Annotated in this window: 23 protein-coding genes; 11 read left to right on the top strand and 12 right to left on the bottom strand. The window is 63.6% G+C overall.

The window, feature by feature from the left end; genetic code table 11:
- Positions 1-3: 3 nt before the first annotated feature.
- Both AC1VNY_RS25770 and AC1VNY_RS25765 read right to left on the bottom strand, forming a co-directional pair.
- Positions 4-789, bottom strand: coding sequence for an ABC transporter ATP-binding protein (locus tag AC1VNY_RS25770; protein WP_411782169.1), 786 nt, complete (start codon positions 787-789; stop codon positions 4-6).
- Positions 786-2,756 (bottom strand): AMP-binding protein, encoded by a 1,971-nt coding sequence (locus AC1VNY_RS25765; protein WP_482407287.1) that lies wholly within the window; start codon positions 2,754-2,756, stop codon positions 786-788. Before AC1VNY_RS25765 ends, AC1VNY_RS25770 begins: the two co-directional genes overlap by 4 nt.
- Before the next feature lie 707 nt (positions 2,757-3,463).
- On the opposite strand from AC1VNY_RS25765, the gene AC1VNY_RS25760 reads away from it, so the two are divergent.
- Complete coding sequence (locus AC1VNY_RS25760; protein WP_028344684.1) at positions 3,464-4,486, top strand: NADP-dependent oxidoreductase; 1,023 nt, start codon at positions 3,464-3,466, stop codon at positions 4,484-4,486.
- Positions 4,487-4,540: 54 nt separating this feature from the next.
- The gene (locus AC1VNY_RS25755; RefSeq protein WP_482407286.1) at positions 4,541-4,888 is read left to right on the top strand and encodes a hypothetical protein; all 348 of its coding nucleotides are present in this window, start codon (positions 4,541-4,543) and stop codon (positions 4,886-4,888) included.
- 6 nt (positions 4,889-4,894) lie between these two features.
- Here the strand turns inward: AC1VNY_RS25755 and AC1VNY_RS25750 are convergent, their stop codons facing one another.
- Positions 4,895-5,734: a metallophosphoesterase family protein gene (locus AC1VNY_RS25750; protein WP_482407285.1), complete on the bottom strand. Its 840-nt coding sequence runs from the start codon at positions 5,732-5,734 to the stop codon at positions 4,895-4,897.
- A gap of 390 nt (positions 5,735-6,124) precedes the next feature.
- Between AC1VNY_RS25750 and AC1VNY_RS25745 the strand changes: the two genes are divergently transcribed.
- Both AC1VNY_RS25745 and AC1VNY_RS25740 read left to right on the top strand, forming a co-directional pair.
- Positions 6,125-6,547 carry an MAPEG family protein gene (locus tag AC1VNY_RS25745; protein ID WP_482407284.1) on the top strand — a complete coding sequence of 141 codons (423 nt, stop codon included), beginning with the start codon at positions 6,125-6,127 and terminating at the stop codon, positions 6,545-6,547.
- 22 nt (positions 6,548-6,569) lie between these two features.
- Positions 6,570-7,871, top strand: a complete 1,302-nt coding sequence (locus tag AC1VNY_RS25740) for an RsmB/NOP family class I SAM-dependent RNA methyltransferase (RefSeq protein WP_482407283.1) — start codon at positions 6,570-6,572, stop codon at positions 7,869-7,871.
- A gap of 208 nt (positions 7,872-8,079) precedes the next feature.
- On the opposite strand, the gene AC1VNY_RS25735 is transcribed toward AC1VNY_RS25740, so the two are convergent.
- On the bottom strand, positions 8,080-9,360 hold the full coding sequence (locus AC1VNY_RS25735; protein WP_482407282.1) for an MFS transporter: 1,281 nt from the start codon (positions 9,358-9,360) through the stop codon (positions 8,080-8,082).
- A 108-nt stretch (positions 9,361-9,468) separates the two neighbouring features.
- Between AC1VNY_RS25735 and AC1VNY_RS25730 the strand changes: the two genes are divergently transcribed.
- On the top strand, positions 9,469-9,921 hold the full coding sequence (locus AC1VNY_RS25730; protein WP_482407281.1) for a winged helix-turn-helix transcriptional regulator: 453 nt from the start codon (positions 9,469-9,471) through the stop codon (positions 9,919-9,921).
- Between the two features lie 224 nt (positions 9,922-10,145).
- Here the strand turns inward: AC1VNY_RS25730 and AC1VNY_RS25725 are convergent, their stop codons facing one another.
- Complete coding sequence (locus AC1VNY_RS25725; RefSeq protein ID WP_482407280.1) at positions 10,146-10,478, bottom strand: DHCW motif cupin fold protein; 333 nt, start codon at positions 10,476-10,478, stop codon at positions 10,146-10,148.
- 195 nt (positions 10,479-10,673) lie between these two features.
- Positions 10,674-11,045, bottom strand: coding sequence for a nuclear transport factor 2 family protein (locus AC1VNY_RS25720; RefSeq protein ID WP_482407279.1), 372 nt, complete (start codon positions 11,043-11,045; stop codon positions 10,674-10,676).
- A gap of 137 nt (positions 11,046-11,182) precedes the next feature.
- Here AC1VNY_RS25720 and guaA point away from each other — a divergent pair, with 137 nt between their 5' ends.
- The 3 genes from guaA to AC1VNY_RS25705 all read left to right on the top strand — a co-directional run bounded on the left by guaA (position 11,183) and on the right by AC1VNY_RS25705 (position 14,101).
- Complete coding sequence (gene guaA / locus AC1VNY_RS25715; protein WP_482407278.1) at positions 11,183-12,793, top strand: glutamine-hydrolyzing GMP synthase; 1,611 nt, start codon at positions 11,183-11,185, stop codon at positions 12,791-12,793.
- 67 nt (positions 12,794-12,860) lie between these two features.
- Positions 12,861-13,496 (top strand): DUF6915 family protein, encoded by a 636-nt coding sequence (locus AC1VNY_RS25710; RefSeq protein WP_461191125.1) that lies wholly within the window; start codon positions 12,861-12,863, stop codon positions 13,494-13,496.
- Positions 13,493-14,101 carry a hypothetical protein gene (locus tag AC1VNY_RS25705; RefSeq protein ID WP_482407277.1) on the top strand — a complete coding sequence of 203 codons (609 nt, stop codon included), beginning with the start codon at positions 13,493-13,495 and terminating at the stop codon, positions 14,099-14,101. Before AC1VNY_RS25710 ends, AC1VNY_RS25705 begins: the two co-directional genes overlap by 4 nt.
- Positions 14,102-14,820: 719 nt before the next feature.
- On the opposite strand, the gene AC1VNY_RS25700 is transcribed toward AC1VNY_RS25705, so the two are convergent.
- On the bottom strand, positions 14,821-15,384 hold the full coding sequence (locus AC1VNY_RS25700; protein ID WP_482407276.1) for a TetR/AcrR family transcriptional regulator: 564 nt from the start codon (positions 15,382-15,384) through the stop codon (positions 14,821-14,823).
- 107 nt (positions 15,385-15,491) lie between these two features.
- Between AC1VNY_RS25700 and AC1VNY_RS25695 the strand changes: the two genes are divergently transcribed.
- Positions 15,492-16,145, top strand: a complete 654-nt coding sequence (locus AC1VNY_RS25695; protein WP_482407275.1) for a glutathione S-transferase — start codon at positions 15,492-15,494, stop codon at positions 16,143-16,145.
- A gap of 205 nt (positions 16,146-16,350) precedes the next feature.
- On the opposite strand, the gene AC1VNY_RS25690 is transcribed toward AC1VNY_RS25695, so the two are convergent.
- Both AC1VNY_RS25690 and AC1VNY_RS25685 read right to left on the bottom strand, forming a co-directional pair.
- Positions 16,351-16,950, bottom strand: coding sequence for an NADPH-dependent F420 reductase (locus AC1VNY_RS25690; protein WP_482407274.1), 600 nt, complete (start codon positions 16,948-16,950; stop codon positions 16,351-16,353).
- A 41-nt stretch (positions 16,951-16,991) separates the two neighbouring features.
- Entirely contained in the window at positions 16,992-17,726 is a 735-nt protein-coding gene (locus AC1VNY_RS25685) for an SDR family NAD(P)-dependent oxidoreductase (protein ID WP_482407273.1), read from the bottom strand.
- Positions 17,727-18,042: 316 nt separating this feature from the next.
- Here AC1VNY_RS25685 and AC1VNY_RS25680 point away from each other — a divergent pair, with 316 nt between their 5' ends.
- The gene (locus tag AC1VNY_RS25680; protein WP_482407272.1) at positions 18,043-18,939 is read left to right on the top strand and encodes a LysR family transcriptional regulator; all 897 of its coding nucleotides are present in this window, start codon (positions 18,043-18,045) and stop codon (positions 18,937-18,939) included.
- A gap of 251 nt (positions 18,940-19,190) precedes the next feature.
- Here the strand turns inward: AC1VNY_RS25680 and AC1VNY_RS25675 are convergent, their stop codons facing one another.
- Complete coding sequence (locus AC1VNY_RS25675; RefSeq protein WP_018271197.1) at positions 19,191-19,427, bottom strand: hypothetical protein; 237 nt, start codon at positions 19,425-19,427, stop codon at positions 19,191-19,193.
- Positions 19,428-19,856: 429 nt separating this feature from the next.
- Positions 19,857-21,002 carry an NAD(P)/FAD-dependent oxidoreductase gene (locus tag AC1VNY_RS25670; RefSeq protein ID WP_482407271.1) on the bottom strand — a complete coding sequence of 382 codons (1,146 nt, stop codon included), beginning with the start codon at positions 21,000-21,002 and terminating at the stop codon, positions 19,857-19,859.
- A 370-nt stretch (positions 21,003-21,372) separates the two neighbouring features.
- On the opposite strand from AC1VNY_RS25670, the gene AC1VNY_RS25665 reads away from it, so the two are divergent.
- Positions 21,373-22,560: a serine hydrolase domain-containing protein gene (locus AC1VNY_RS25665; protein ID WP_482407270.1), complete on the top strand. Its 1,188-nt coding sequence runs from the start codon at positions 21,373-21,375 to the stop codon at positions 22,558-22,560.
- A gap of 78 nt (positions 22,561-22,638) precedes the next feature.
- On the opposite strand, the gene AC1VNY_RS25660 is transcribed toward AC1VNY_RS25665, so the two are convergent.
- Positions 22,639-23,292, bottom strand: a complete 654-nt coding sequence (locus AC1VNY_RS25660) for a glutathione S-transferase family protein (RefSeq protein ID WP_482407295.1) — start codon at positions 23,290-23,292, stop codon at positions 22,639-22,641.
- Between the last annotated feature and the right edge of the window lie 506 nt (positions 23,293-23,798).

The following is a 23,798-nucleotide window of genomic DNA, read 5'->3' as shown; positions in this document are numbered from 1 at the left end:
ACCTTAATGTGCGACGCCAAGATATGCGTCGATCACGGCTTGACTTCTCTTCACTTCATCGGGCGTGCCGTCGGCGATCTTCACGCCGTGATCAAGCACCGCTACGCGGTCCGACAGATCCATGACCACGGCCATGTCGTGCTCGATCAGGGCAATGGTCGTGCCGTAATGGTTGTTCACATCGATGATGAACCGCGACATGTCCTCCTTCTCCTCGAGGTTCATGCCTGCCATCGGCTCGTCGAGGAGCAGAAGGTCGGGCTCCATCGCCAGGGCGCGACCGAGTTCGACACGCTTCTGCAAGCCGTATGGCAGACGCCCAACCGGTACCTTGCGGATTGTCTCGATCTCCAGGAAGTCGATGATCTCCTCGACCTTGCGCCGATGCTCGATCTCCTCTGTGAGGGCAGGGCCATAGCGCAGCAGCTGCCACAACAGCCCCCGGCGCACCTTCAAGGTGCGGCCTGCCATGATGTTGTCGAGCGCGCTCATGCCCTTGAACAAGGCGACATTCTGAAAGGTGCGGGCAATGCCGCCGCGCGCCGCCTCGAAGGGCTGCATTTTGGACCGGGTGCTTCCCTTGAAGGTGATGGCGCCATGGTTGGGATGATAGAAACCGTTGACGACGTTCAGCATTGAGGTTTTGCCGGCGCCGTTTGGGCCGATGATGGCGCGAATTTCGCCTTTTCTGACGTTGAACGAGACGTCCCGCAGCGCCTTGACGCCGCCGAAGGCCAGTGCCACGCCCTCGACCTGCAACAGGATTTCGTTGGCGTTTGGCGCTCTCATGCTGCTCTTCCCAGCGATTCTGCCGGACCGATGATTTGCATGTCGCGAATCTCGACTCGTGCCGCGATCGTGCCCTTCCGGCCATCCTCAAACGTCACTTCCGTGGAAATGTCGGCGTCATGCGCTCCGTTGTAGAGTGCCGTGACCAACGACGCATAGCGTTCGGCAATGAAGCGGCGGCGCACTTTCTGCGTGCGGGTCAGCTCGCCGTCATCCGCGTCGAGCTCCTTGTGCAGAATGAGGAAGCGGCGAATCTGGGCGCCCGCGAGCACCGTTTCCCCGGCCAGGGAACGGTTCACCGCGGCAACGTCTTTGGCGACCATGTCGTAGACCAGCGGATGCCCGGCAAGCTCCTGATAGGACCCGTAGGCGACGTTGTTGCGTTCCGCCCAATTCGCGACCGCGACCGGGTCGATGTTGAGCATGGCGCATACGAACTCTCTCGAGTCACCGAACGTGATCGCTTCCTTGATATTGGGATAGAACTTCAGCTTGTTCTCAAGGTACTTGGGAGCAAACATCGTGCCGTCAGCCAATCGACCGACGTCCTTCGCACGATCGATGATCTTCAGATGTCCGGTCTTCTCGTCGAAAAAGCCGGCATCGCCGGTCCTGACATATCCATCGGACGTCATCGCTTCCGCGGTCTTTGCCTGATCCTTGAAATATCCGAGGAACATGCCGGGCGAGCGAAACTGCACTTCGCCCGATTCCGCGATGCGGATGTCGACGTTGGGCGCCGGCGGTCCAACCGTATCCGAATAGATCTCGCCATCGGGCTGACACGTTACATAGAGGAACGCTTCGGTCTGGCCGTAGAGCTGTTTCAGGTTCAGTCCGATCGCGCGGTAGAACGCGAACAGATCCGGACCGATAGCTTCACCTCCGGTGTATGCGACGCGCACCTGAGACAGGCCAAGAACGTTCTTGAGAGGCTCGTAGACCAGCCAGCGCCCGAGCGCATAGAGCAATCGGCCTGACAGCGGCACCGGACGTTTCGTCAAGACTTGCTCGCCATACCGCCGTGCGACGTCCAGAAAGTAGCTGAACAAGCGCCGCTTGATCGGCGCTGCGTCCTCCATCCGGACCATCAGCCGCGTCAGCATGGCCTCGAAACCGCGTGGCGGGGCCAGGTAGAAGGTTGGTCCTATCTCATGCCGATCCTGCTCGATTGTGTTGCTGCTCTCCGGGCACGCCATGCAGAATCCGGCCACTACGCCTTGCGCATAGCTGACGTAATGATCGCCCGCCCAGGCCAGCGGCAGATAGGCCAGCACCACGTCCTTGTCGGTCAACTTGTCGAACCGCGTGGTGTCGGTTGCCGCATCGATGCAGCCTCGCGCCGACAGCATGACGCCCTTGGGCGCGCCGGTCGTTCCCGAGGTGTAGAGGATGACCGCGATGTCCGAACCGTTGCCGTCCCGAATGGATTCATCGATCCGTTCGCCAAGCGCTGGGTCGGCTGCAAGCGCGGCGCGGCCGTCATTGATGATATCGCCGATTGCGATCAGTCGACCGTGGTCGTAGCCGTCGATTCCGCGCGGTTCGTCGTAGATAATCCTGTTGAGTTGCGGCAGTCGGTCGGACACCGACAGGACCTTGTCGACCTGCTCCTGGTCCTGCGCTGCGACCAGCGTCGCCTCGGCGTGAGCGAGAACAAAAGCAAGCTCATCAGCCACGGCATCGGAGTAGACTGGAACGGGGATTGCGCGGAGCGTCTGCGCCGCCATCATGGTCCAGTAAAGCTTGGGTCGGTTGGAGCCGACGACCGCGATTGTCTCGCCCGGCCGCAAGCCAAGCCGATGCAAGCCGGCAGCGTAGCTACGTACGATCTCGGCAACCTCAGCCCAGGTCCAGCTCTGCCAGATGCCGAGATCCTTGTGCCGGAACGCTGGCCGCGTGCCAAATTGTGCCGTGTTTCGCAGCAGCAATTTGGGAAACGTGTCATACGATCCGCCGCCGGCCATGTCGGTCTCGATCCAAAAACCGAAGCGTTGGTTCGCTCCTGTTATGGTGATGCCTGCTCCATTTTTGGGTAGCAGACATGCGAGTGCCGCATGGTCCGAGATTACAGCGAATCGCAAGTCCGACAAGGGCCAGATTGATGGATCGCGTTTTTGCCGCGGGCGCGCGCGGCAGAGATAGGTCTACCGGCTGCCAATTCGCCGAAGGTGAATCCGGCCGCCACCAGACGGACATTGCGGCGCGAAGACGCTGATCGGCTCTCAAGAGGTAACTCCAATGCTTCGGAAGGCCTCACATGGATCGGACGGTCGCACGGAGCGGACCGAAGTCCTGCGCCGCCCAGGTTTCGAGAGCGACCGGAAACCGATTGCCGATTTGCTGCGCGGCCGCCCTCGTTGCGACCCATGGAGGGCCGCCTGACCGCTTTGGCTCCGCCGTGCCGGATGGCGAGGTCGGATCAGGCGACTTGACTATGGCCGCTTCGTTTGCCGGTGGCGCGCCGTGACAAACTGCCGCCACCAGGGGGCCCTGCGAACCGCCCCGACATGACAGTATCGCGTTGGCGCTAATGTGCCTGGCATGACAGCCGTCATTTCAAACAACATTTCAAACAGTGCTGCGCGAAAGAGCAAATCCATCTCCCTTGCAGGGAGCTGGATTGCATGACTACGTGTCCGCCACGAACCAATCACCTCAAGAGGAAATCAACATGTCCCAAGGAAAGCGCATCGTCCTGGCTTCGCGCCCGCACGGCGAGCCCACGTCCGCCAATTTCAGGCTCGAGGACTACACGCCGCCGACACCGGGGGCGGGCGAGGTGCTGCTGCGCACCATCTGGCTGTCGCTCGATCCCTATATGCGCGGCCGCATGGCGGACGGTCCGTCCTATGCCGCACCGGTACCGGTCGGCGGCGTGATGGAGGGCGGCACGGTGAGCGAGGTGATCGCCTCCAACAATCCCGGCTTTGCCAAGGGCGATATCGTGCTGTCGCGCGCGGGCTGGCAGACGCATGTGCTGTCCGACGGCAAGGGCCTCGCCAAGATCGATCCGAAGATCGCGCCGATCTCGACAGCAGTGGGTGTGCTCGGCATGCCCGGCATGACCGCCTATACGGGACTGCTCGAAATCGGCAAGCCGCAGGCGGGCGAGACGGTGGTGGTCGCGGCGGCGTCCGGCGCGGTCGGCTCGGCGGTCGGCCAGATCGCCAAGATCAAGGGCGCGCGGGCGATCGGCATTGCCGGCGGCAAGGACAAGTGCGCCTACGTCAAGAACGAGCTCGGCTTCGACGAGTGCCTCGATCACCGCGATCCCAATCTCGCGGCGAAGCTGAAGGAAGCCTGCCCGAAAGGCATCGACGTCTATTTCGAGAATGTCGGCGGCGCGGTGTTCGACGCGGTGTTTCCGCTGCTCAACGCGTTCGCGCGCATCCCGGTCTGCGGCCTGATCGCGCATTACAACGACACCGAAGCGCACGCCCCGAAATGGGCCGGCGCGATGATGCGCAACATCCTGACCAAGCGGCTGACCTTCCGCGGCTTCATCGTCAGCGACTTTGCCGCCATGCACGGCGACTTCCTCCGCGACATGTCGCAGTGGGTTCGCGAGGGCAAGGTCAAGTACAAGGAGTTCGTGACAGAGGGCCTGGACAGCGCGCCGGAGGCCTTCATGGGCCTGCTCAAGGGCGCCAATTTCGGCAAGCAGCTGGTCCGGGTCGGGCCGGACAAGGCCTGAGTTACAGGCCCCGGAAGCTCCCATTCCGCGCAACAAAGTATCAAAAGCGCCACAATGGCGGGGATTTGGGGGCCTTTTGGCCCCCATTTGCTTGACGGAGACCCGCAGCAGTTGATTCAATATGGCTATATTTCAGGTGTAGCGATGATTTTTGAAGCTATTGTTTTCGGGGTCATTCTCCTCGCCGTCGGCTATTGGGCGACGATGTTCGTCATGGGCCGCCGCGACGATGTCTTACATGGAAGATTCGTCGAGGAGCAGCCGGACACGACACCGGTCCGCATCATGCCGCACGTACCTCGCGTACGGCCCGCGCCGGCGGCACCACCGCCCGACAAGGACTCGCTGCAGGCGCTGCTCACCGTGATCAAGCAGGACCTGCACGACGCGGCGCGGAGCTGACGCGGCTCAGGCCGCCGGCTCCTTGCCGAGCAGCATCTCCAGGTCGACATCGACCTGGCCCTTCGCCCTGACGTGGCGGACCTCGAAACTGTCGAGCTGGAAACGGTACTCGACGAGACCAACTTCCTTGATGCCGATCACCTCCTGCCGCGCGTTGGAGATGATGAAGCCGGCCGAGGGCGCCCAGATGTGTCTGACATGCTCGAACGTGTAGTCGCGACGCTGGTGCACATGGCCGCTGCCGACCAGACGCCAATCGACCTTGCCGAACATCTCGATCAGGCGGCGGCGCGCCGGTTGCGGGACGAAGCGGATCGCGGTCTCGGCGCGCTCGGCATCGTAGGGCAGGTCGAGATAGAGCGGCTTGTGCAGGAACAGCGCGACCGGCCTGCCCACGGCCTTGTCGAGCGCGCCTGCGAGCCAGTCGAACTGCTCGGCCTCGCTGTCGAGGCCGGTGTTCATGATCAGCGAATTCAGCCCGATGAAGCACCAGCCGGCGGCGTCGAAATGCCAGCGGTCCTCGCCGAGCACCGAGGTGAAGGCGCCGCGCGTCTCCTCGGTCGGCAGTTGCGTCGGTGGGGCGCCGACCTCGGTCGGATTGTCGCCGATGTCATGATTGCCCGGCAGATAGAGGCAATCGACCGGCAGCGCGTTGTGCAGCTCCTTGGCGAACGCGAGGTCGTCGCGGCTGGTCGGTCCGTCGAACGAGACGTCGCCGGAGTTGAGCACGAGATCGGGACGCGCAGCGTCGATGTGCTCGCTGACGCGATGAAAGTTGTCGATGAGCGGCTTGAAGCGGCGCGCGAGATGGGTGTCGGAGATTTGTGTCAGGCGAAATTGGGGCATGCATCGCTCCTTTGGGCCGGAGCATAGGTCGGCGCGAAGTCGGAACGATGACGATTTTGCCGTCTTGTTCGATGCCTCGTTTGAAGCCCTGTTTGATGTGTTGTTTGGTTTTGCGCCTTGGCGGTCGCTGGATCGCCAGTTGCCGCACCGACGCCGGCGAGTCCTGCCGTCACCATGCCGGGCACGCCGCTGCCCGGGCCGCGCTGTAGGGGATCGGGGTGATGATGCAGATCGCGTCACACATGAGGGGCTGAAACCGCCACTGGTCCTGGGAGTTGGTCATCCGGGCTCGGGTGATGTTTCAACGGGTTACCGCGCACGCTTCATTGTCTTGGGGGCAAGTGGCGGCTAAGAGGGCGGCCGGGCGCCCGCGGCTGAGGGAGATTTTTGATGTCGGTTCAAATGGTTCTGTTGCCGGTCTTCATCCAGATCGGGCTCGCTTTCGCACTGTTGTTTGCCATGGCGACGACGCGTACAAGGGCGCTGACGAGCGGCGAGACCAAGATCGCCGACATCGCGCTGCGTGAGCCGAACTGGCCGGCCCAGGCCACCAAGTTCGGCAACTGCTTCGCCAACCAGTTCGAGCTGCCGATCCTGTTCTATGCCCTGATCGCTATTGCGCTGCCGCTGCGCCGTGCCGATCTGTTCATCGTGCTGATGTCCTGGGTGTTCGTGGTGACGCGGTTTGCCCATGCCAGCGTGTTCGTCACCTCCAACGATGTGCGGCCGCGTTCGCTCGCCTGGTTCGCCGGCGCGCTGGTGCTGGCGGCCATGTGGCTGTATTTCGCGCTCAGACTGCTGCTGCTGATCTGATGCGCCCAACCGAAAGAGATCAATGACCCCCGCTGCCCGGCTTTCCGCCGCGATCGAGCTGATCGCCACCATCGACGCACAGCGCATTCCCGCGGCGAAAGCGCTGAAGGAATGGGGCACCGCGCACCGTTATGCCGGCTCCGGCGATCGCGCCGCGATCTCCGGCCTGATCTGGGACGTGCTGCGCCGGCAATCCTCCGCGGCCTATTTGATGGATGACGCCAGCGCCCGGTCGCGCCTGCTCGGCATGCTCAAGCTCGAACGCGGCATGGACATCGCCACGATCCAGGCGCTGTGCGACGGCGGCCGGTTCGCGCCGGATCCGCTGACCGCGACCGAGGAGGCCGCGCTGGCCTCGCGCTCGCTCGAGGGTGCGCCGGCGCATGTCGCGGGCGACTATCCGGACTGGCTCGACCCGCATCTGGCAAAGGTGTTCGGCGACGACCGCGCGGCGGAAGCGACCGCGATGGCGAGCCGCGCGCCGCTCGATCTGCGCGTCAACACGCTGCGCGGCAAGCGCGAGAAGGCGCTGCCGCGGCTGTCGCATCTCGGCGCCAGGGAAACGCCGTGGTCGCCGCTCGGCCTGCGCATCGAGCTCGGCGCCGACGCGCGCAATCCCGGCATCCATGCCGAGGAGGATTTCATCAAGGGCGCCATCGAGGTCCAGGACGAGGGCTCGCAGCTCGCCGCGCTGTTCGCGGCGGCCAAGCCGGGCGAGCAGGTGATCGACCTCTGCGCCGGCGCCGGCGGCAAGACGCTGGCGGTGGCGGCGATGATGCAAGGCAAGGGCCGGCTGATCGCGACCGACAGCGACAAGCGGCAGCTCGCGCCGATCCATGAGCGGCTGTCGCGCGCCGGCGTGCACAATTGCGATGTGCGCACGCCGCGCGGCGAGGAGGAGGTGCTGTCCGACATCAAGGCCTCCGCCGACCTCGTGCTGATCGACGCGCCGTGCACCGGCACCGGCACCTGGCGCCGCAATCCCGACGCCAAATGGCGCATGCGCCCCGGCGCGCTCGAGGTGCGGCTGAAGGATCAGGCCGAGGTGCTGGAGCGCGCGGCGCCGCTGGTGAAGGGCGGCGGCCGGATCGCCTACATCACCTGCTCGGTGCTGTCGGAGGAGAACGGCGAGCAGGTCAGGGCCTTCATCGCGCGGCATCCGGAGTTCTCCGTGCAGCCGCCGGAGCAGACCGCAGCGGTGCTGTGGGACAAGGCCGAAGCTTTTGCCGAGGCCGCGCTGCAATCGGCGGAGGGCCTGCTGATGACGCCGCGCCGCACCGGCACCGACGGGTTCTTCGTCAGCATCCTCAAGCGCCAGGCGTGATCCCGGCGCAACGCCCTGGCGTTGTCGCCGGCGCAACGGCTTGCCGTCGTCGCCGGCGCAACGGCTTGCCGTCGTCGCCGGCGCAACGGCTTCGCCGTTGTCGCCGGAGGTGCGCGCCGAGCGATGGACCAGCAACGCCCGGCGAGCCTCGAAGGATGGGAATGGAGCGGGGCCGTCGCCCTTCGAGACGCGCGCAAGCGCGCGCTCCTCAGGGTGACGGGACGGTGCAAACGCTCTGCGCCGCCGGCGTCCTGCTCACCACGATCACCCAGTACAGCAGCGCGCAGGCGCTGATCGCGGCACCCAGCACGCAGACGCCGGGCCAGCCGGCGGCCGCATAGGCCATCGTCGAAGAGATCGCGCCAAAACCTGTTCCGATCGAATAGAACACCATGTAGCCACCGACCAGCCGGCTCGCCGCGTCGGGCCGCGCGGCGACGATCAGGCTCTGGTTGGTGACATGGATCGCCTGCACCGCGAAGTCGATCATCAACACGCCGGCCACGACCAGCCATAGCGAGGTGTTGAGGCAGGCGATCGGCACCCAGCCGGCGAGCATCAAGAGCAACGACAAGCCGGTGGTGCGCTGCCCCCAGCCGCGGTCGGCGAGCTGGCCGGAATTGCGCGCCGCCAGCGCGCCGGCGAGGCCGGCGATCCCGAGCATCCCGATCGTGGTGTGCGACAATGACAGCGGGGGTGCCGCGAGCGGCAGCACGACCGAGCTCCAGAACACGCTGAAGCTTGCGAAGATCAAAAGCGCGAACACCGCGCGTTCGCGCAAGACCTGCTCCTCGACGAACAGCGCGACCGTCGAGCGCAGCAGCCTTGCGTAGGACGATCCGGCCATCGGCTGCGGTGCATGCCGCGGCAGCGCGCGTGCCAATAGCGCGGCCAGCACCAGCGTCAGCGCGGCCGAGGTGAGGTAGACCACGCGCCAGCCGCCGAGATCGGCCAGCGCGCCGGCGGCAAAACGTGCCAGCAGGATGCCCGACACCACGCCGCTGGTGACGGTGCCGATGGTGCGGCCGCGGTCGGCTGGCGCGGCCAGCGTCGCGGCGTAGGCGACCAGCACCTGGATCACGACGGCGAGCAGCCCGACCAGCACCATGCCGACAAGCAGCACCGCGGCGTTCGGCGCGGTGCCGACGATGGTGAGCGCGATCGCCGACAGCACGGTCTGGCCGACGATCAGCCTGCGGCGGTCCCAGAGGTCGCCGAGCGGCACGATCAGCATCAGGCCGAAGGCATAGCCGATCTGGGTCAGCGTCACGACGCCGCCGATCACCGCCGGCGTGATGGAGAGATCCTGCGCCATGGTGTCGAGCAGCGGCTGCGCGAAATAGATGCTGGCGACGCTCAGCCCGCAGGCGACGGCGAACAGCAGCACGACGGCGGGCGACAGAGCGCGAGCCGTGGTGTCGCGGGGCTTGTCGTTTGTCTTGTGATGGTCCTCGGCCGGCCGGGCCTCAGCCATGGTCTGGTTCGTCATCTTGCCTCCGCTGCAATTCGCAATCGGGTCTCATCATGAGACCAGTTGCGCCGAGCGCTGTCTAGTCCTATTTTAAGACCAGTTCGTGATCGAGGGAGGCGGAGCGCGATGAAACGGACCGCATTTGCGAAAGCGGAATGCCCGGTGGCGCGCGCGCTGGATGCAATCGGCGACTGGTGGTCGCTGTTGATCGTGCGCGACGCGTTCGACGGCCTGCGCCGGTTCGGCGACTTCCAGAAGAATCTCGGCATCGCCAAGGGCATGCTGACGACGCGGCTGCGCACGCTGGTTGCAACAGGCGTACTCGAGCAGGTCGCGGCCTCCGACGGCAGCGCCTATCAGGAATATGTGCTGACCAAGCGAGGCCACGACTTGTTCCCGATCGTGGTTGGTCTCAGGCAATGGGGCGAGGCGCATCTCTACGCGCGCGGCGAGCCGCATTCGGTGCTGCTGGACCAGGCCGGGCAGGCGGTCGGGCAGCTCGTGCTGCCGTCGAAGAGCGGCAAGCCGCTGGGCTGGGCGGATACCAAGGTGAGGAAGGTCGCGGCGCGGAGGAGGTGAGTGTGTAAGCAACGTCTCTCGACGACGCAACATCCACGATGTCGTCCCGGCGAAAGCCGGGACCCATAACCACCGAAGGTCGTTATAGCACGACGCTGGAGCCACAGCGTTCTAACAACTCAACCCTGTGGTTATGGGTCCCGGCTTTCGCCGGGACGACGAGGGGGAGAGATCACGCTGCAAGCCTTTGCGCGGGGGTGACGGGACAGAGTAGAGGTAGTGCATCAATCCACAATAAACAGCGTCGCACCCGTCTTCGTCGACGAACGGTGCGCGGCATCGCCGAAATCGGAGACCTGGTAGCTCATGCCCGGCTTCAGCGTGAATCTGCGGCCGTCGCGCAGCTCGGTGTCCAGCTCGCCCGTGACGACGTAGAGCACATGGCCGCGATCGCACCAGTGATCGGCGAGATAACCAGGCGAATACTCGACCATCCGCACCCGCAGCTCGCCGATGTTGAGCGTGCGCCACAGCGCTTGCCCGGTTTCGCCGGGATGCACTGAAGGCTCGAGCTTGTTCCAGTCCGTGACGGTGAAGGGCAGGTGTGGGATTTTCATGGGCTGGATCCTGATGTCGCGTCTTCCGCTTCTGCATCCTATACAACGGCGTCATCCTGAGGTGCGCGCAGAGCGGTGCGCCAGCAGCGCTCGGCGAGCCTCGAAGGATGGGGATGGAGCCGGGCCGTCGCCCTTCGAGACGGTCGCTTCGCGACCTCCTCAGGGTGACGGATGACCGCAACGACGGCGGCAACCTCACTCCACCAGGTGGTTCGCCGAGCCCTGCCGGATCTTCCCCTCGGCATCCAGCCGCAAATACTCGCAGATCTTCTTGCCGCGTTCGTTCTGGTAGAACACGACGACGCTGTCGGGCGAGACATAGAGGTCGATCAGCTCGAAATGCAGCTCGGGCAATTTCGCCAGCGCCACGCTCCAATAGGCCCGCAAGCTCGCCTTGCCGCGCACCGTGCCCGACGCGCCGAAGCCGAGCGCCGGGATCCGGTCCGAGGTCATCTCGGCATCCTCGGAGTACATCGCCAGCACGCGCTCGAGATCGCGCGCGTTCCAGGCGGCGATCCAGTCGCGGCCGAGCGCGGTGAAGCGCGATGGGTCGTGAAAATCCGGCATTGGTTTCCTCCATGTGGCTTATGGCCAAATTAGGTCAATAATACTGACCTATATGGATTTGTCCATGCCCAAAGAAGAATGTGGGCGCCCCCTCGAGCGCGGTTGCGGGGGCGGGCGCCGTCGCGTATCTGCTTGCCATGACAGCCCAGCACACAGCCCAAGACACAGCTCAAGCGCCGTCGACGCCCTCCGTGGCCTCGGCGCATGACAAGATTCTGATTGTCGATTTCGGCAGCCAGGTGACGCAACTGATCGCCCGCCGCGTCCGCGAGATGGGCGTCTATTCCGAGATCGTGCCGTTCCAGAAGGCGGAGGCCGCCTTCAAGGAGATGAAGCCGAAGGCGGTGATCCTCTCCGGCGGTCCGGAATCGGTGCACGAGACCGGCTCGCCGCGCGCGCCGCAGCTGATCTTCGAGTCGGGCGTTCCCGTGCTCGGTATCTGCTACGGCCAGATGACCTTGGCGGCCCAGCTCGGCGGCGAGGTCGAGGGCGGGCACCATCGCGAATTCGGCCGCGCCGATGTCGAGGTGAAGACCGACAGCCAGCTGTTCGACGGCATCTGGGGCCACGGCGAAAAGCACCAGGTGTGGATGAGCCATGGCGACCGCATCACCAAGATGCCGCCAGGCTTTTCGGTCGCCGGCACCTCGCCGAATGCGCCGTTCGCGATCATCCAGGACGAGACGCGCAAATATTACGGGCTGATGTTCCATCCCGAGGTGGTGCACACGCCCGACGGCGCCAAGCTCTTGCGCAACTTCGTGCGCAAGGTCGCAGGGCTCACCGGCGACTGGACCATGCGCGCGTTCCGCGAGGAGGCGATCGAGAAGATCCGCGCGCAGGTCGGCAAGGGCAAGGTGATCTGCGGCCTCTCGGGCGGCGTCGATTCCGCCGTGGCGGCGGTCTTGATCCATGAGGCGATCGGCGATCAGCTCACCTGCGTGTTCGTCGATCACGGCCTGCTGCGGCTCGACGAGGCCAAGACCGTCGTCGACCTGTTCCGCAACCACTACAACATCCCGCTGGTCCATGTGGACGCGTCGAAGGAGTTTCTGGGCGAGCTCGAGGGTGTCACCGATCCCGAGGTGAAGCGCAAGACCATCGGGCGCTTGTTCATCGACGTGTTCGAGGCGGAGGCCAAGAAGATCGGCGGCGCCGCATTCCTGGCGCAGGGCACGCTCTACCCTGATGTGATCGAGAGCGTCTCCTTCACCGGCGGACCGTCGGTCACGATCAAGTCGCACCACAACGTCGGCGGCCTCCCGGCACGGATGAACATGAAGCTCGTCGAGCCGCTGCGCGAGCTGTTCAAGGACGAGGTGCGCGTGCTCGGCCGCGAGCTCGGCCTGCCCGAAGTTTTCGTCGGCCGCCACCCGTTCCCGGGCCCCGGCCTCGCCATCCGTTGCCCCGGCGACATCACCAGGGAGAAGCTCGACATCCTGCGCAACGCCGACGCGGTCTATATCGACCAGATCCGCAGGCACGGCCTCTATGATGCGATCTGGCAGGCCTTCGCGGTGCTGCTGCCGGTCAAGACCGTCGGCGTGATGGGCGACGGCCGCACCTACGAATACGTCGTCGGCCTCCGCGCCGTCACCTCGACCGACGGCATGACCGCGGACTTCTACCAGTTCGACATGAAGTTCTTAGGGGAGACCGCGACGCGCATCATCAATGAGGTGAAGGGCGTGAACCGGGTGGTGTACGACGTGACGAGCAAGCCGCCGGGGACGATTGAGTGGGAGTAGGGTCGTCGGCCGCCGAACGGCAGTGAACCTAGTCGACGTTCCCTACCTGAGGTCCGCATATTCTGCCATGAGACCTTATCAACACGCTATCAGCAGTGCTCGGGCGCTCGGAGGGCGATGGCAAGACTATTTGGCTGTTCACGAGTTTCTGGACAGCACGAAGGCCGCGTGTGCAGACATGCGGCATCGCATGATCCTGCACAGTGTCGACTTCGGTACGGCGATTGCAAGGACCGCCTTTCCAGATCGCGACGACGTCGACCAGCTCGTGCGCCAGCATGTTGTTGAAGACCTCGGCGAAAGCCGGACGCTTTCCGATTGGTTGAGATATTGCCGGCGACCACATTTGCCGCGATTTTATCCCGAGGCACTTCCAATCGATAACGAGCGCATCATCGCCGACGAGACTTCGCGTAGCGGCATCTCCCACGACGCGCCTGTTCGACAGGTCTGTGCGTTGCTTTTGATGCCGTTGACCTTCGCCTCCGATTTCGGAGCAGACGCACTCTGCGTTCTCGGGAATTCGTTCGGTCCAGGTCTCGTTCGCCGCTTGATCGGACCGCCGATTGACGTCGATGGAAAAGTCTTCGATCCCGCGCTCAGCGCCGAGCGGATAATCTTCGGCTGGTATCGCGCCGTGCCGCCTATGGTCGCCGTCGTTCACACATTGCGATCGCGGCAACAACTCGAGGTCGAGCAATGAAGCTTGGAACAGTGTTGCCAGACGGGGTTTTGCGACTTGGTCCGTGGGAGGTCAAAGATCACCCGGCGTTCCTGCGTCTCGATGGGTTGGTGCGGGAAGCCGCTTCCCAGCTTGTCGGGCTGAGGCAGGATCCGATTGCTGTTGCTTCATCGCCTAATCGCTTTGATGATGCACACACCTATGATTGGCGAGCAGTTCGATGCGGTGATTTCATCAGCGAGACTGGCTCATACTATCCTGGCGTTGATCTAGATCGGGACATCGCAACAGCTTCGCGCCAAGCCAAGACTGCGTATGCCGTCCTTCGTGCGCTCGACGCGGCAGGATGGCGCGACCTATTCGCGAAGGCATTCGACATCAGGATGCCCGATCAAACATTGTCAGTTGTCGTGCAAAACGGGCTCACTTGGCTCGTCCTCAGCGCCAACAACGTGACTGAAGACGAGTGCGATCCCGTCTTCGCAATCTGGGAGGATGCGGAGATGAGCTATTTCGCCGAAGCGAAAGAGCGGTTCGACTGGGCTATCCGCAATCCAGTTCCCCTGGAGTTTCTTGGCGAAAACGACAAGCCAAGTTGGCGCCAAGCGATGGATTGGAAGGACTAGCGCGCCGCTTCCCGCCGGACTGCGCCGCACGACAGAACTGCCTCGCCGCAAATCAAATCTCGCCTCGCAATCTGCGACAAATCACCCCGACGGGCAACTCACCAAAACCTGTCAATCCTGCGATAAGAAAATATTCCGCTTGGCGTTTGACCCAACTCAGATGTTCAATATGCGCGTCTCACCCGACACGAGGGGCAGATCGCGGTCGTCACGAACGTGGTGTGGGATGCGGTGGACGCTGAGTGTGCAGTTGACGAACGCGCATGAGGTGGACGGTGAAGTCGTGTGGTCCTGACGCCCTAGTGGCAGGTGTCTTCTCGCATTGCGCGATGCGCGTGCGGGGGCGGTGACAAAAAAGTCTGGTCTCGCCGGGGAGAGCACGAAGTAAGCCGCACAACCATCGCGCAGGGAAGGCCGGGATGTTCCCGGTTACACCTGTGGTCCTACCCCCGAGCTCTCTACCCATTTGCTCGGGGCCCATGGGTGCGATCGGCACCCGGTCTTCCCTGCGCCCTCTGTGAGAGGAGGGTGAAACCAATAGCAAGGCTCGGACGATGATCGTCGCGAGAACGCGTTGTCATATCTGACGCTGTTTGACACCGTTGAACCGAACTGCGCGCTGTTTGTCCGGCGCGGCCAGGGCGTTCCCCCGCTGCTCGAACGGCGCCCGTACGATGCGAACAATCTTCACTGCCTCATCCTCGATCTGACGTTCGGGCCTATGCCGGCAGAAGACCCGCGGCGCGATAGTTGTCGATCGTCGAGTCGTAGAGCGAAATATCCGACCGGCTTCTGGCGATGAGCTGCGCGCCGGCGACGGCGGCGAAGATGGCGCGGGCCCGCTGTTCGCTCTTTCTCGAACTGACCAGGCTAGCCGCCACCAACAGCTTGCCCAGCCACGCCACGTTGACGTCGGCAAAGGTCTGGACCTCCTTCTTCACTGCGTCCGGCAGGTGGTCGACTTCCGCGGACATGAAGCTGCAGAGGCACATGCGGTTGTTGCTCTCGAGCGCTTTGCGAAACACGTCGGGATATCGACGCAGGCAGCGCACAGGATCGGCCGTTTCTGCCAGCATCGCCTCGAGTTGGGCGGCAGTGTCCTCCCAGTAGCGCCGCGCGACGGCGACGCCGAGATCGGCCTTGCTCGGGAAATGGTGATAGATGCTGGCGGCCTTGATCCCGACTTCGTCCGCGAGATCGCGGAAATTCAAGCCGCCATAGCCGCGCGCCTGCGCGGTCCGCTTTGCTGCCGCCAGGATGGCCTCCCGAGAGCTCGAACTCACTTCGTCGCCTCACTGCTTCGTTATCTACCAAGTGACAGATAGGCGTTGACCGGCCGGATTTGAAGGCTAGCTTGAGCCTACCAAGTGACAGGTAGACAGGAGTCATGATGAAGATTTACGATTGGCCAACTGGCCCATATCCGGCCCGCGTTCGCATCGCTTTGGCCGAGAAGAACCTGCGGTCGCAAGTGGAGTTCGTATTGGTCGATCTCTACAAGGGCGAGCACAAGAAGCCCGAATTCCTCGCCAAGAACTACTCCGGCACCCTGCCGGTGCTCGAACTCGACGACGGGACCTTCATTGGCGAGTGCACGGCCATCACCGAGTACCTTGACGCGCTCGATGGCGCGCCGACGCTGACCGGCAGGACGCCGCGCGAAAAGGGCGTGATCCACATGATGAGCAAGCGCGCCGAACTGGAACTGCTCGATGCCATCAGTGTGTATTTCCACCACGCCACGCCGGGTCTTGGGCCTCATGTCGAGATCTATCAGAACCCCGAATGGGGATTCCGCCAGCGCGACAAGGCCCTCAGGGGGATGCACTACTTTGACGGCATTCTGAAACGACAGCCGTTCGTCGCCGGGGACGTATTCACGATGGCCGATATCACCGTCATAGGCGGCTTGATATTCGCGGGGCTGGTGAAGGTGCCGGTGCCGATGGAGTGCGGGGCTCTTTTGGCATGGTATACGGCGATGCAGGAGCGTCCCAGCGTCAAGAACCGGACAACGATGTCCGAGCCGATCGAGGCATCTTGATCGAGATCGCAGTTGCGAACACCGCCCTCGTGAGTCTTACGCGAGGGCGGATCGCCGAGATCGCAAGCGTAGCCCGGATGAGCCAACGGGTCGCGCGAACGCGCGCCCGATGACAGGCTCCGCGACATCCGGGGTTTTCCGATCGGCGCTCCGCGTCTTGTCCCGCATGTCGCTCCGCTCATGCGGGCTACGCGTCGCAAATCCGTTACTGCTCCTTCTTGAACAAATCCTGGAAGATGAGCGGGCCCCAAGTGCGGCCGCGTGCGTGCACCAGCGCGCCACCCTCGTTGAGCTTTCCCAGCGTGACGGGTGCGAACCCGAGTTGCTTCGCAAGGGCTGCCACGGGAGCGGTCGCGTCCTCGTCGTCACCAGACAGAAAGACCACCCGGTGGCCGCCCTCGACGATCGGATCGGCAGCCAGCTTGGCCGCAACCAGGTGATTGAACCCTTTGACGAGCTTGGCGCCGGTGAACGCCTTCGCGACGAAGGCGGAGGACGGGAGGCCGTCCAGTTCTTCAGGGACTGGAAACGCGTTCATCGCATCGATGACCGTCTTGCCTTTCCAGCTCGGCAGGGCCTTCGCAACCTCGCGATGCTCCCCGAACGGGACCGCCAGGATGATAGTGTCGGCCTCGAGTGCTTCCCGCAACGACTTGGCGACGACCGTGGGTCCAATCGCCCGAGCTTGCGGCGTCAACGCCTCGGGCGGCCGGCGGCTCGCGACGGCCACCTCGATGTTCTGACGGGCGAAGGCGTGGGCGAGGGCCTGGCCTATCTTACCGAATCCTACAATCGCATAGCTCATGATACTTCTCCGATCCGTGTTGATATTGATTCCCCGGCCGTTCAGATCGCCGAGAAGCCGCCGTCGACAGACAACTCCACCCCGTTCACGAAGCTCGAATCGTCTGAAGCAAGAAACAGCGCGGCCGCCGCAATTTCCTCGGGACGACCCATCTTTCCCCGCGGGATCAGGGATTCGAACATCCGCTTCGCCTCCTCGGTGAGGACCTGGTCCTGCATCGGTGTGGCGATCGGCCCCGGGCTCAGCACGTTCACCCGGATATTCCTGCCCTTCAGTTCGTTGAGCCACGTGCGTGCGAATGAGCGCAACGCCGCCTTGCTCGCCGCATACACGCCGTAACCAGGAAAGCCTTTCACCGACGCAACCGACCCGGTCATGAAGATCGATCCGCCATCGTTGAACAGCGGCAACGCCTTCTGAACCGTAAACAGCGTGCCGCGCGTATTCAGGTCGAAGGTCGCATCGAAATGCCGCTCGGTAATCTCGCCGAGTGGGATGGCTTCGCCGATGCCGGCGCTCGCGTACAGGACGTCGATCTTGCCCTTTTCCCGCCTGACTGTATCGAACAGGCGGTCGAGGTCGTCGAGATTGGCCGCGTCGCCGCGCACGCCGGTCACGTTGCGGCCGATCAGCCTGACGGCCTCGTCGAGCGCTTCCTGCCTTCGGCCGGTGATGAAAACATAGGCGCCTTCTTCAACGAACCGCCGGGCGCTCGCCAGCGCCATGCCGCTCGATCCGCCCGTGATGACTGCAACCTTACCCTCAAGCTTTCCCATGACTTCTCCTTTCGTCGTGTCGGACAGCGTCTCTGGTACCATTTGCGAGATGGCCCCCGAGAACCTCGACGTAGCTCCGCCGGCGTCAGGCGTTGAGTGCGGAAGCGTGCACATCGGTGGTGCGAAATCGATCCGGCTGGACGACTGACGTCAGCCGCGACGATCGCTGTCCGCCGTTCGGAATTGGGCTGCGCTTGTCGGCATGGCTATTCGGCTTGGGCTATGATGATCGCCCGTGCTACCCACAGACGAGACGCTGTCCGACGTATTGGACACGGGCTTTGAAAGGCGCACCCCAGCGGTGCCGGATTGCACCATGATCGACTGGGATGACGTTCGCTACTTTCTTGCCGTCGCGCGCGGAGGGTCGGTGCGGGCTGCCGCCGAGCGCCTCGGGGTGAACCACTCGACCGTGCTGCGACGCGTCGCCCAACTGGAGGAACGGCTGGGAGCGCAGATGTTCGAGAAGCTGCCTTCGGGCTACCGCCTGACGGCTGCGGGGGAGGAGGTCCTCGAGCTCGCGGAACAGATGGAAGCGTCGTCGCACCAGCTGGAGACGCGCGTCTTCGGCCGCGACCAGGGCGTGCGCGGGCGTCTGCGGGTGACGCTGGCACCGCCCCTCGCGACACACCTGCTCATGCCGGACTTCGCCGATTTCGCGCGTCTGCATCCGGACATCGAAATGGAAATCTTGTCATCCGGCGAGCTGGCAAATCTGACCAACCGGGAGGCCGACGTCGCGATCCGCGTCGTCTACGACCGAAAAACCCTGCCGCTCAATCTTCACGGCCTGAAGGGACCGGAGCTGTTCGGAGGCATCTACATATCACGCGATCGACTGGCCGCGTGGCGTGCGGGCGCGCCTGATCCCATCCGGTGGATCGTCATCAGCATTCACGGAATCCCGGACTGGGCCCACGAGGGCGAGGTTCGCGCCGCCGAGGTTCCGTTCAGGGCCACAGATGCCGAGGCGCAGATCGTCGCGGTGCGGCAGGGGCTCGGGATGACGACGCTGCCGTGCTTCGTCGGAGATGCCGACCCCCTGCTCGTGAGGGTGCCGGGCACCGACCTGCACATGTACGGGACGCTCTGGCTTCTCACACAGGGGGAGACACGCAAGACGAAGCGCGTGCGGCTCTTCACCGAGTTCGTATCCCGCAGGCTCATCGCCTACGCGCCGCTTCTCGCCGGACTGTCCGTATCGCGCGACTGACGCGCGGCGGGAGTCAAGACGAAGAAACGTTCTGCAACGACAAATCAACTCATTGGGCGCAATGAGAACGATCGAGCAAGCGTAGCCCGGATGAGCGAAGCGATATCCGGGGCATTGCTATCCGCGAGTCGCGTGGTGTCCCGCATATCGCTGCGCTCATGCGGGCTACTCGCGGTTTCAGCGTCGCGATGGCGCACCGCGCCGGTCAAGCGGCTAGGAGACCACCCGACCGATCGATCCACGCGGCGCGATCAATATGGACCGGGCTCGCAGGGGACGTTGTTGCCGGTCCAGGGCGCGGTGGCGAATGAGCCGACGCGCGGCGCCGGGATGCAGGCGCGACCGTCGACATAGACGGGCTCGGTCGGCGCGGCGGCGCTCGCCTCCGCGACGTGGCGGGACACGGCGTGGGTCTCACGTGCCATTGCCGGCGACGCGATCATGGCGACCGCGATCAAAGCAGCCGACAGGAGTTTGACGTTCGTCATGGAGTTTCTCCGTTTTGTTTATGGGACCAAGGAGTCTGGCCTCGTCAGATATTTGTGCGCAGCAACGGCGAACTTAAATGCAATCATCACTCACGCCGGCTCAACGCTGCGTGAGCAATGCGATCCTCGCCGTTGTGTCGCGCGATGCAGACCATCACTGACAGGCCGTATGAACGAAGCGTAATCCGTCACGTCTTCGGGTGATGATCGTGAGGGCGCGTTACGTCCGCGTTGGCACTCCTACGGGTTCAGCGAGCGTAGCCCGGATGAGCCAACGGGTCGCGCGAACGCGCGCCCGATGACAGGCTCCGCGATATCCGGGGCGTGTCGTGGCGTCCCGCATATCGCTGCGCTCATGCGGGCTACCTGCTGACGAACCCGTCCTGCGTGCCCAGGAACTTTCGGACGCAAACGCCGCACAAAACTCCGTCACGGCTCGAGCTCGGCTTGGACGTCGCCGAGCAGCGCCATGCCGCCGAGCCGGCCGAGTTCGTCCGAACATTTTGCGCTCTTGCCGTAGCAGCAGAACGCGACCGTGACGCGCTCTGAAAGCGGTCCGATGCAGGGCAGGCCGCTGTCGCCGAAGGTGGTCATGCAAGGCACGACGCGGCGTTCCTCGAAAGCGAGGTCGCGAATGCGGTCAAGGATCTGTCCTTGAAGCCGATCGGCGACTTCAATCGATCCGCCCGAGCGGAACCAGTCCTTGATATCAGCCTCGCTATCGAGCGGAAGATCGACCGGATCGCCGCCGAGCTTCAGCCAGGTCTGGCCGTCCGGATAGCGGATCGGCGGCAGGATGTAGGGATTGTCGCCCTTGGGCCCGAGACAACGCATCGACGGCATTCCGGCCAGGCGTTGAATCTCCGCCGCACCAAGTCGGAATAGCGCCGCGGTTCGGCCATAGACCGTAAAACCCAGCCAGCGGCCGAGCAGCGATTGGGTGTGCCCGCCCGCCGCAACCAGAACGCGCTCGGCCTCGACGCTGCCCGATCGCGTCCGGATCGTCACGCCGGAGCCGTTTTCCGAAATCCCCAGCGCGGGTTCGTCGATGATCCGGGCGCCGGCGCGCTCCGCCGCGATCGTCTGCGCGCGGACCAGGCGGCGCGGGCTGATGTATCCGGCATTGCGCGGCTCGAAATAACCCTGCATTCCGGCCGTCGATTTCAGAAACGGAAAGCGCTCCGCGAGCCCCGCATCATGATAGGCTTCACACCGGATCCCGTCTTCGGCGCAGATCCTGCCGATCGAAGCAACATCGGTGGTTTCGCTGTGGCCAATGTGAAGCGCACCGGCTTCCCTATAGAACTCCACGCCGCTCTCCGCTGAAATCTCGCCGTAGCGTGAAATCGCAGCGCGGTTCGCTTGCCGCCAGAACGGCCCCGGATCGTAACTCCGCGTGATGCGGCCCTCGTCATAGTGGCTGCCGAACACGCCGCCATGGCGCGAAAAATCCGCCGGCTCATCGGGCCCGATCAGCGCAACATCGTGGCCCATCTTGCTCAGATGCCGCGCAGCCGCCGACCCGATCAGGCCACGTCCGATCACCGCAAGTTTGATCGCTTGATTGGTGCTCACGAATAGGTCCTGTGCTCTGCCTGCGTCAGTGGTGTGAAATCGACCATGTCATTTCCGATGCTCTGGCAGCAAGCATAATCCGGCCGAGCGCGCAGCTGGACTGGCGAAGCGTGATCCGCCACATCTTGAAGCCAAGCGCGAGGTGGCGGGTTGCGTGTCGCTAATCCGCCCTGCGATATCAGCCAGACTTTTCGCAACTGCCGCGACGCCGGCATAAGCCCGCGTCTGATGACGCTGCTTTCAGCACGAACGTTCCACCGCCCCAACTTGAAACAAACAGTCACGGTGATTTCACTCGCGCTGAACGACGTTATATGAGATGCTGCAACCAAAGGTCAACATCGTGCATCTTCATCGGCAGGAGGGCGAAATGAGCGACCAGATGATCGAAGCGACGACAAGTCCCGCACAGATCGTTCAGCAGGCGGCCAAAAAATATCTGGGCATCAGCAATGCCCCTGGCTGCTGCATCGCGGTCTATGACGAAAAGTCGTTCGGCACCAAGGGCTACGTCTACCCCAAGGGACTGTCAGGCGTGGCCGGCTCTTCGCCCGCGCCATTCAGTGTCACGACCGACACGGTGTTCGAGATCGGATCGGTGACCAAGGTGTTCACCAGCACATTGCTGGCGGTGGCGGTGAAGGCGGGTGGGCCCTCTCTTGACGACACCATCGGCCCTTATCTGAACCTCTTCAGCGCGAACGCGGTGGGCACGCCGGTGCTGGACGCCATCCAGCTCGTGCAATTCGCCACCCATACCTCCGGCATGCCGGAGCAGCCGGGGGACGGCTTGACTGGCTACAGCGAGCAGCTGTTTGCGGACGAGCCGCCCTCCAGTGAACTCATCAACTGGTGGAATCAATATGATACGCCGCCGCAGGGCTGCTGGCAGTATTCCAATATCGGCTTCGTGACCCTGGGCTTTGCGGTCACGCAGATGTTTGCGAAAGACCAGGGCCATAACTACAACGAGATCCTGGCCGAATACGTCACCGGTCCGCTCGGCATGAAGCAAACGGGAGCCGTCGTCAATTCATCATGGAAGATCGCGCAGGGATGTATCGGGCATTGGAGCAAGAGCTCTGAGCCGCCATACCAGATCGTTTTCGACCGCAACACGCCGACCGACGGCACAGCCTTTGATCTGAAAACCACCGGTGACGATATGATCAGGTTTCTCGCGGCGCAGATCGCGGCCCCGAACGGGGTGCTCGGGTCGCAAATCGCGCTCACGCAGCAGAACCAGGGGACATTCCCCGTTTGCGGGGAGAAGACCAGCGTCACCATGGGCCTCGCCTGGCAGATCACCACGGACACGCAGGGCCATACCGTTTTCACAAAGAACGGCGCGACGAGCAGGGGCGGATTCGAAGCGATCGTGATCGTCGTGCCGGAATTGCAATGTGGTGTCGCGGTGCTGAGCAACCAGTATTTCGATGCGTCGGGCGTGCACCCCGCTGGGATCGCACCCGGCCGCACCGCACTGGAGATTATTTCGCAGCTTCATCCAGGATTCGAACTGACCGAACCGCTGCCAGAACACGATCCATTCGACTAGCAAACCTGGCCGGGCAGGCGCAGCGATGTCCGGCGGCTTTGCGATCTGCGCGAGGGCCTGTCCCTGATGTCGCCAACGTCAGCCGGTCGGTCGCTTACCCGTGTTGACCGCCAGCTGAGCCTCGAAAGCACGCTGGTAAGCCGGCCGGGCCTCGCCCCGGGCGACATAGGCGGACAGACTCGGATATTCGTCGAGAATGCCCGATGCTCTCAGCCTGAGCAGCACCGATACCATCATCAGGTCGCCCGCACTGAACGCGCCGTCGAGCCAGTCGGCGTCGCCGAGGCGGGGGGAGAGTTGTTTCAGCCGCTCGCGGATGCGATCCATGACCAGAGGCAGGCGCTCTTTGGTCCAGGGCTTGTCGCTCTCCAGAATCCTGGCGGTCATGAGTTCAAGGATCGGCGGTTCCACCGTGTTGACCGCGGCAAACATCCAGGTGATTGCGCGGGCGCGGGCATTGGCATCGCCCGGCAGCAGGCCGGCATGACGTTCGGCAATATGCAGCACGATCGAGCCTGTCTCGAACAGCGCGAGATCACCTTCCTCATAGGTCGGAATCTGGCCGAAGGGATGCAGCGCCAGATGCGCCGGCTGCTTCATCGCCTGGAACGAAACCAGGCGAACCTCGTAAGGTTGGCCGACTTCCTCGAGCGCCCAGCGAACGCGGGTATCGCGCGCCAGTCCCTTGCCGCCATCGGGCGAGCGTTCGAAGGCGGTAATGATGGGGGTCATCGCTTCTCTCCATGTCTTTGCGTCCCGAGGACGAGCGGGCGGCACGCGCCCCGACAGCCGATCCTGGAATCTTTTGGCCAAGCGTAGCCCGGATGATGCGAAGCGAAATCCGGGACCGGTCCTGCCAAAGGGGAGAACCCCGGATTTCGCTGCGCTCCATCCGGGCTACAGGCTCGCGCATGCGTGTCACGCAGTCGAGTTGCCTCGACGCAAATCAAATCCCTTCGCGCCACCTGCGACAAATCACCCCGACGGGTAAATCAGCAAAACGTTGTCCATCCCGCGATAAGAAAATATTCCGCTTGGCGTTTGACTGGTCATTGTTGAGCGATGCCAGAACGACGAGTCCTGTTCCCAACCCCGGCCGCGGCGTATGGGTCCCTGCTTTCGCAGGGACGGCAGCGTGCTTGCGGAAGGGTTGCGGCCACCGCATCGCGCGGCCGGACCGGACAGGAATCTTGATCGTGATGGCGGTGTGCGGTTTCTCCAACCACCCTATGCAAAAA

It is taken from the genome of Bradyrhizobium ferriligni (assembly GCF_056837965.1).
This window is presented reverse-complemented; position numbering and strand designations above follow the sequence as displayed.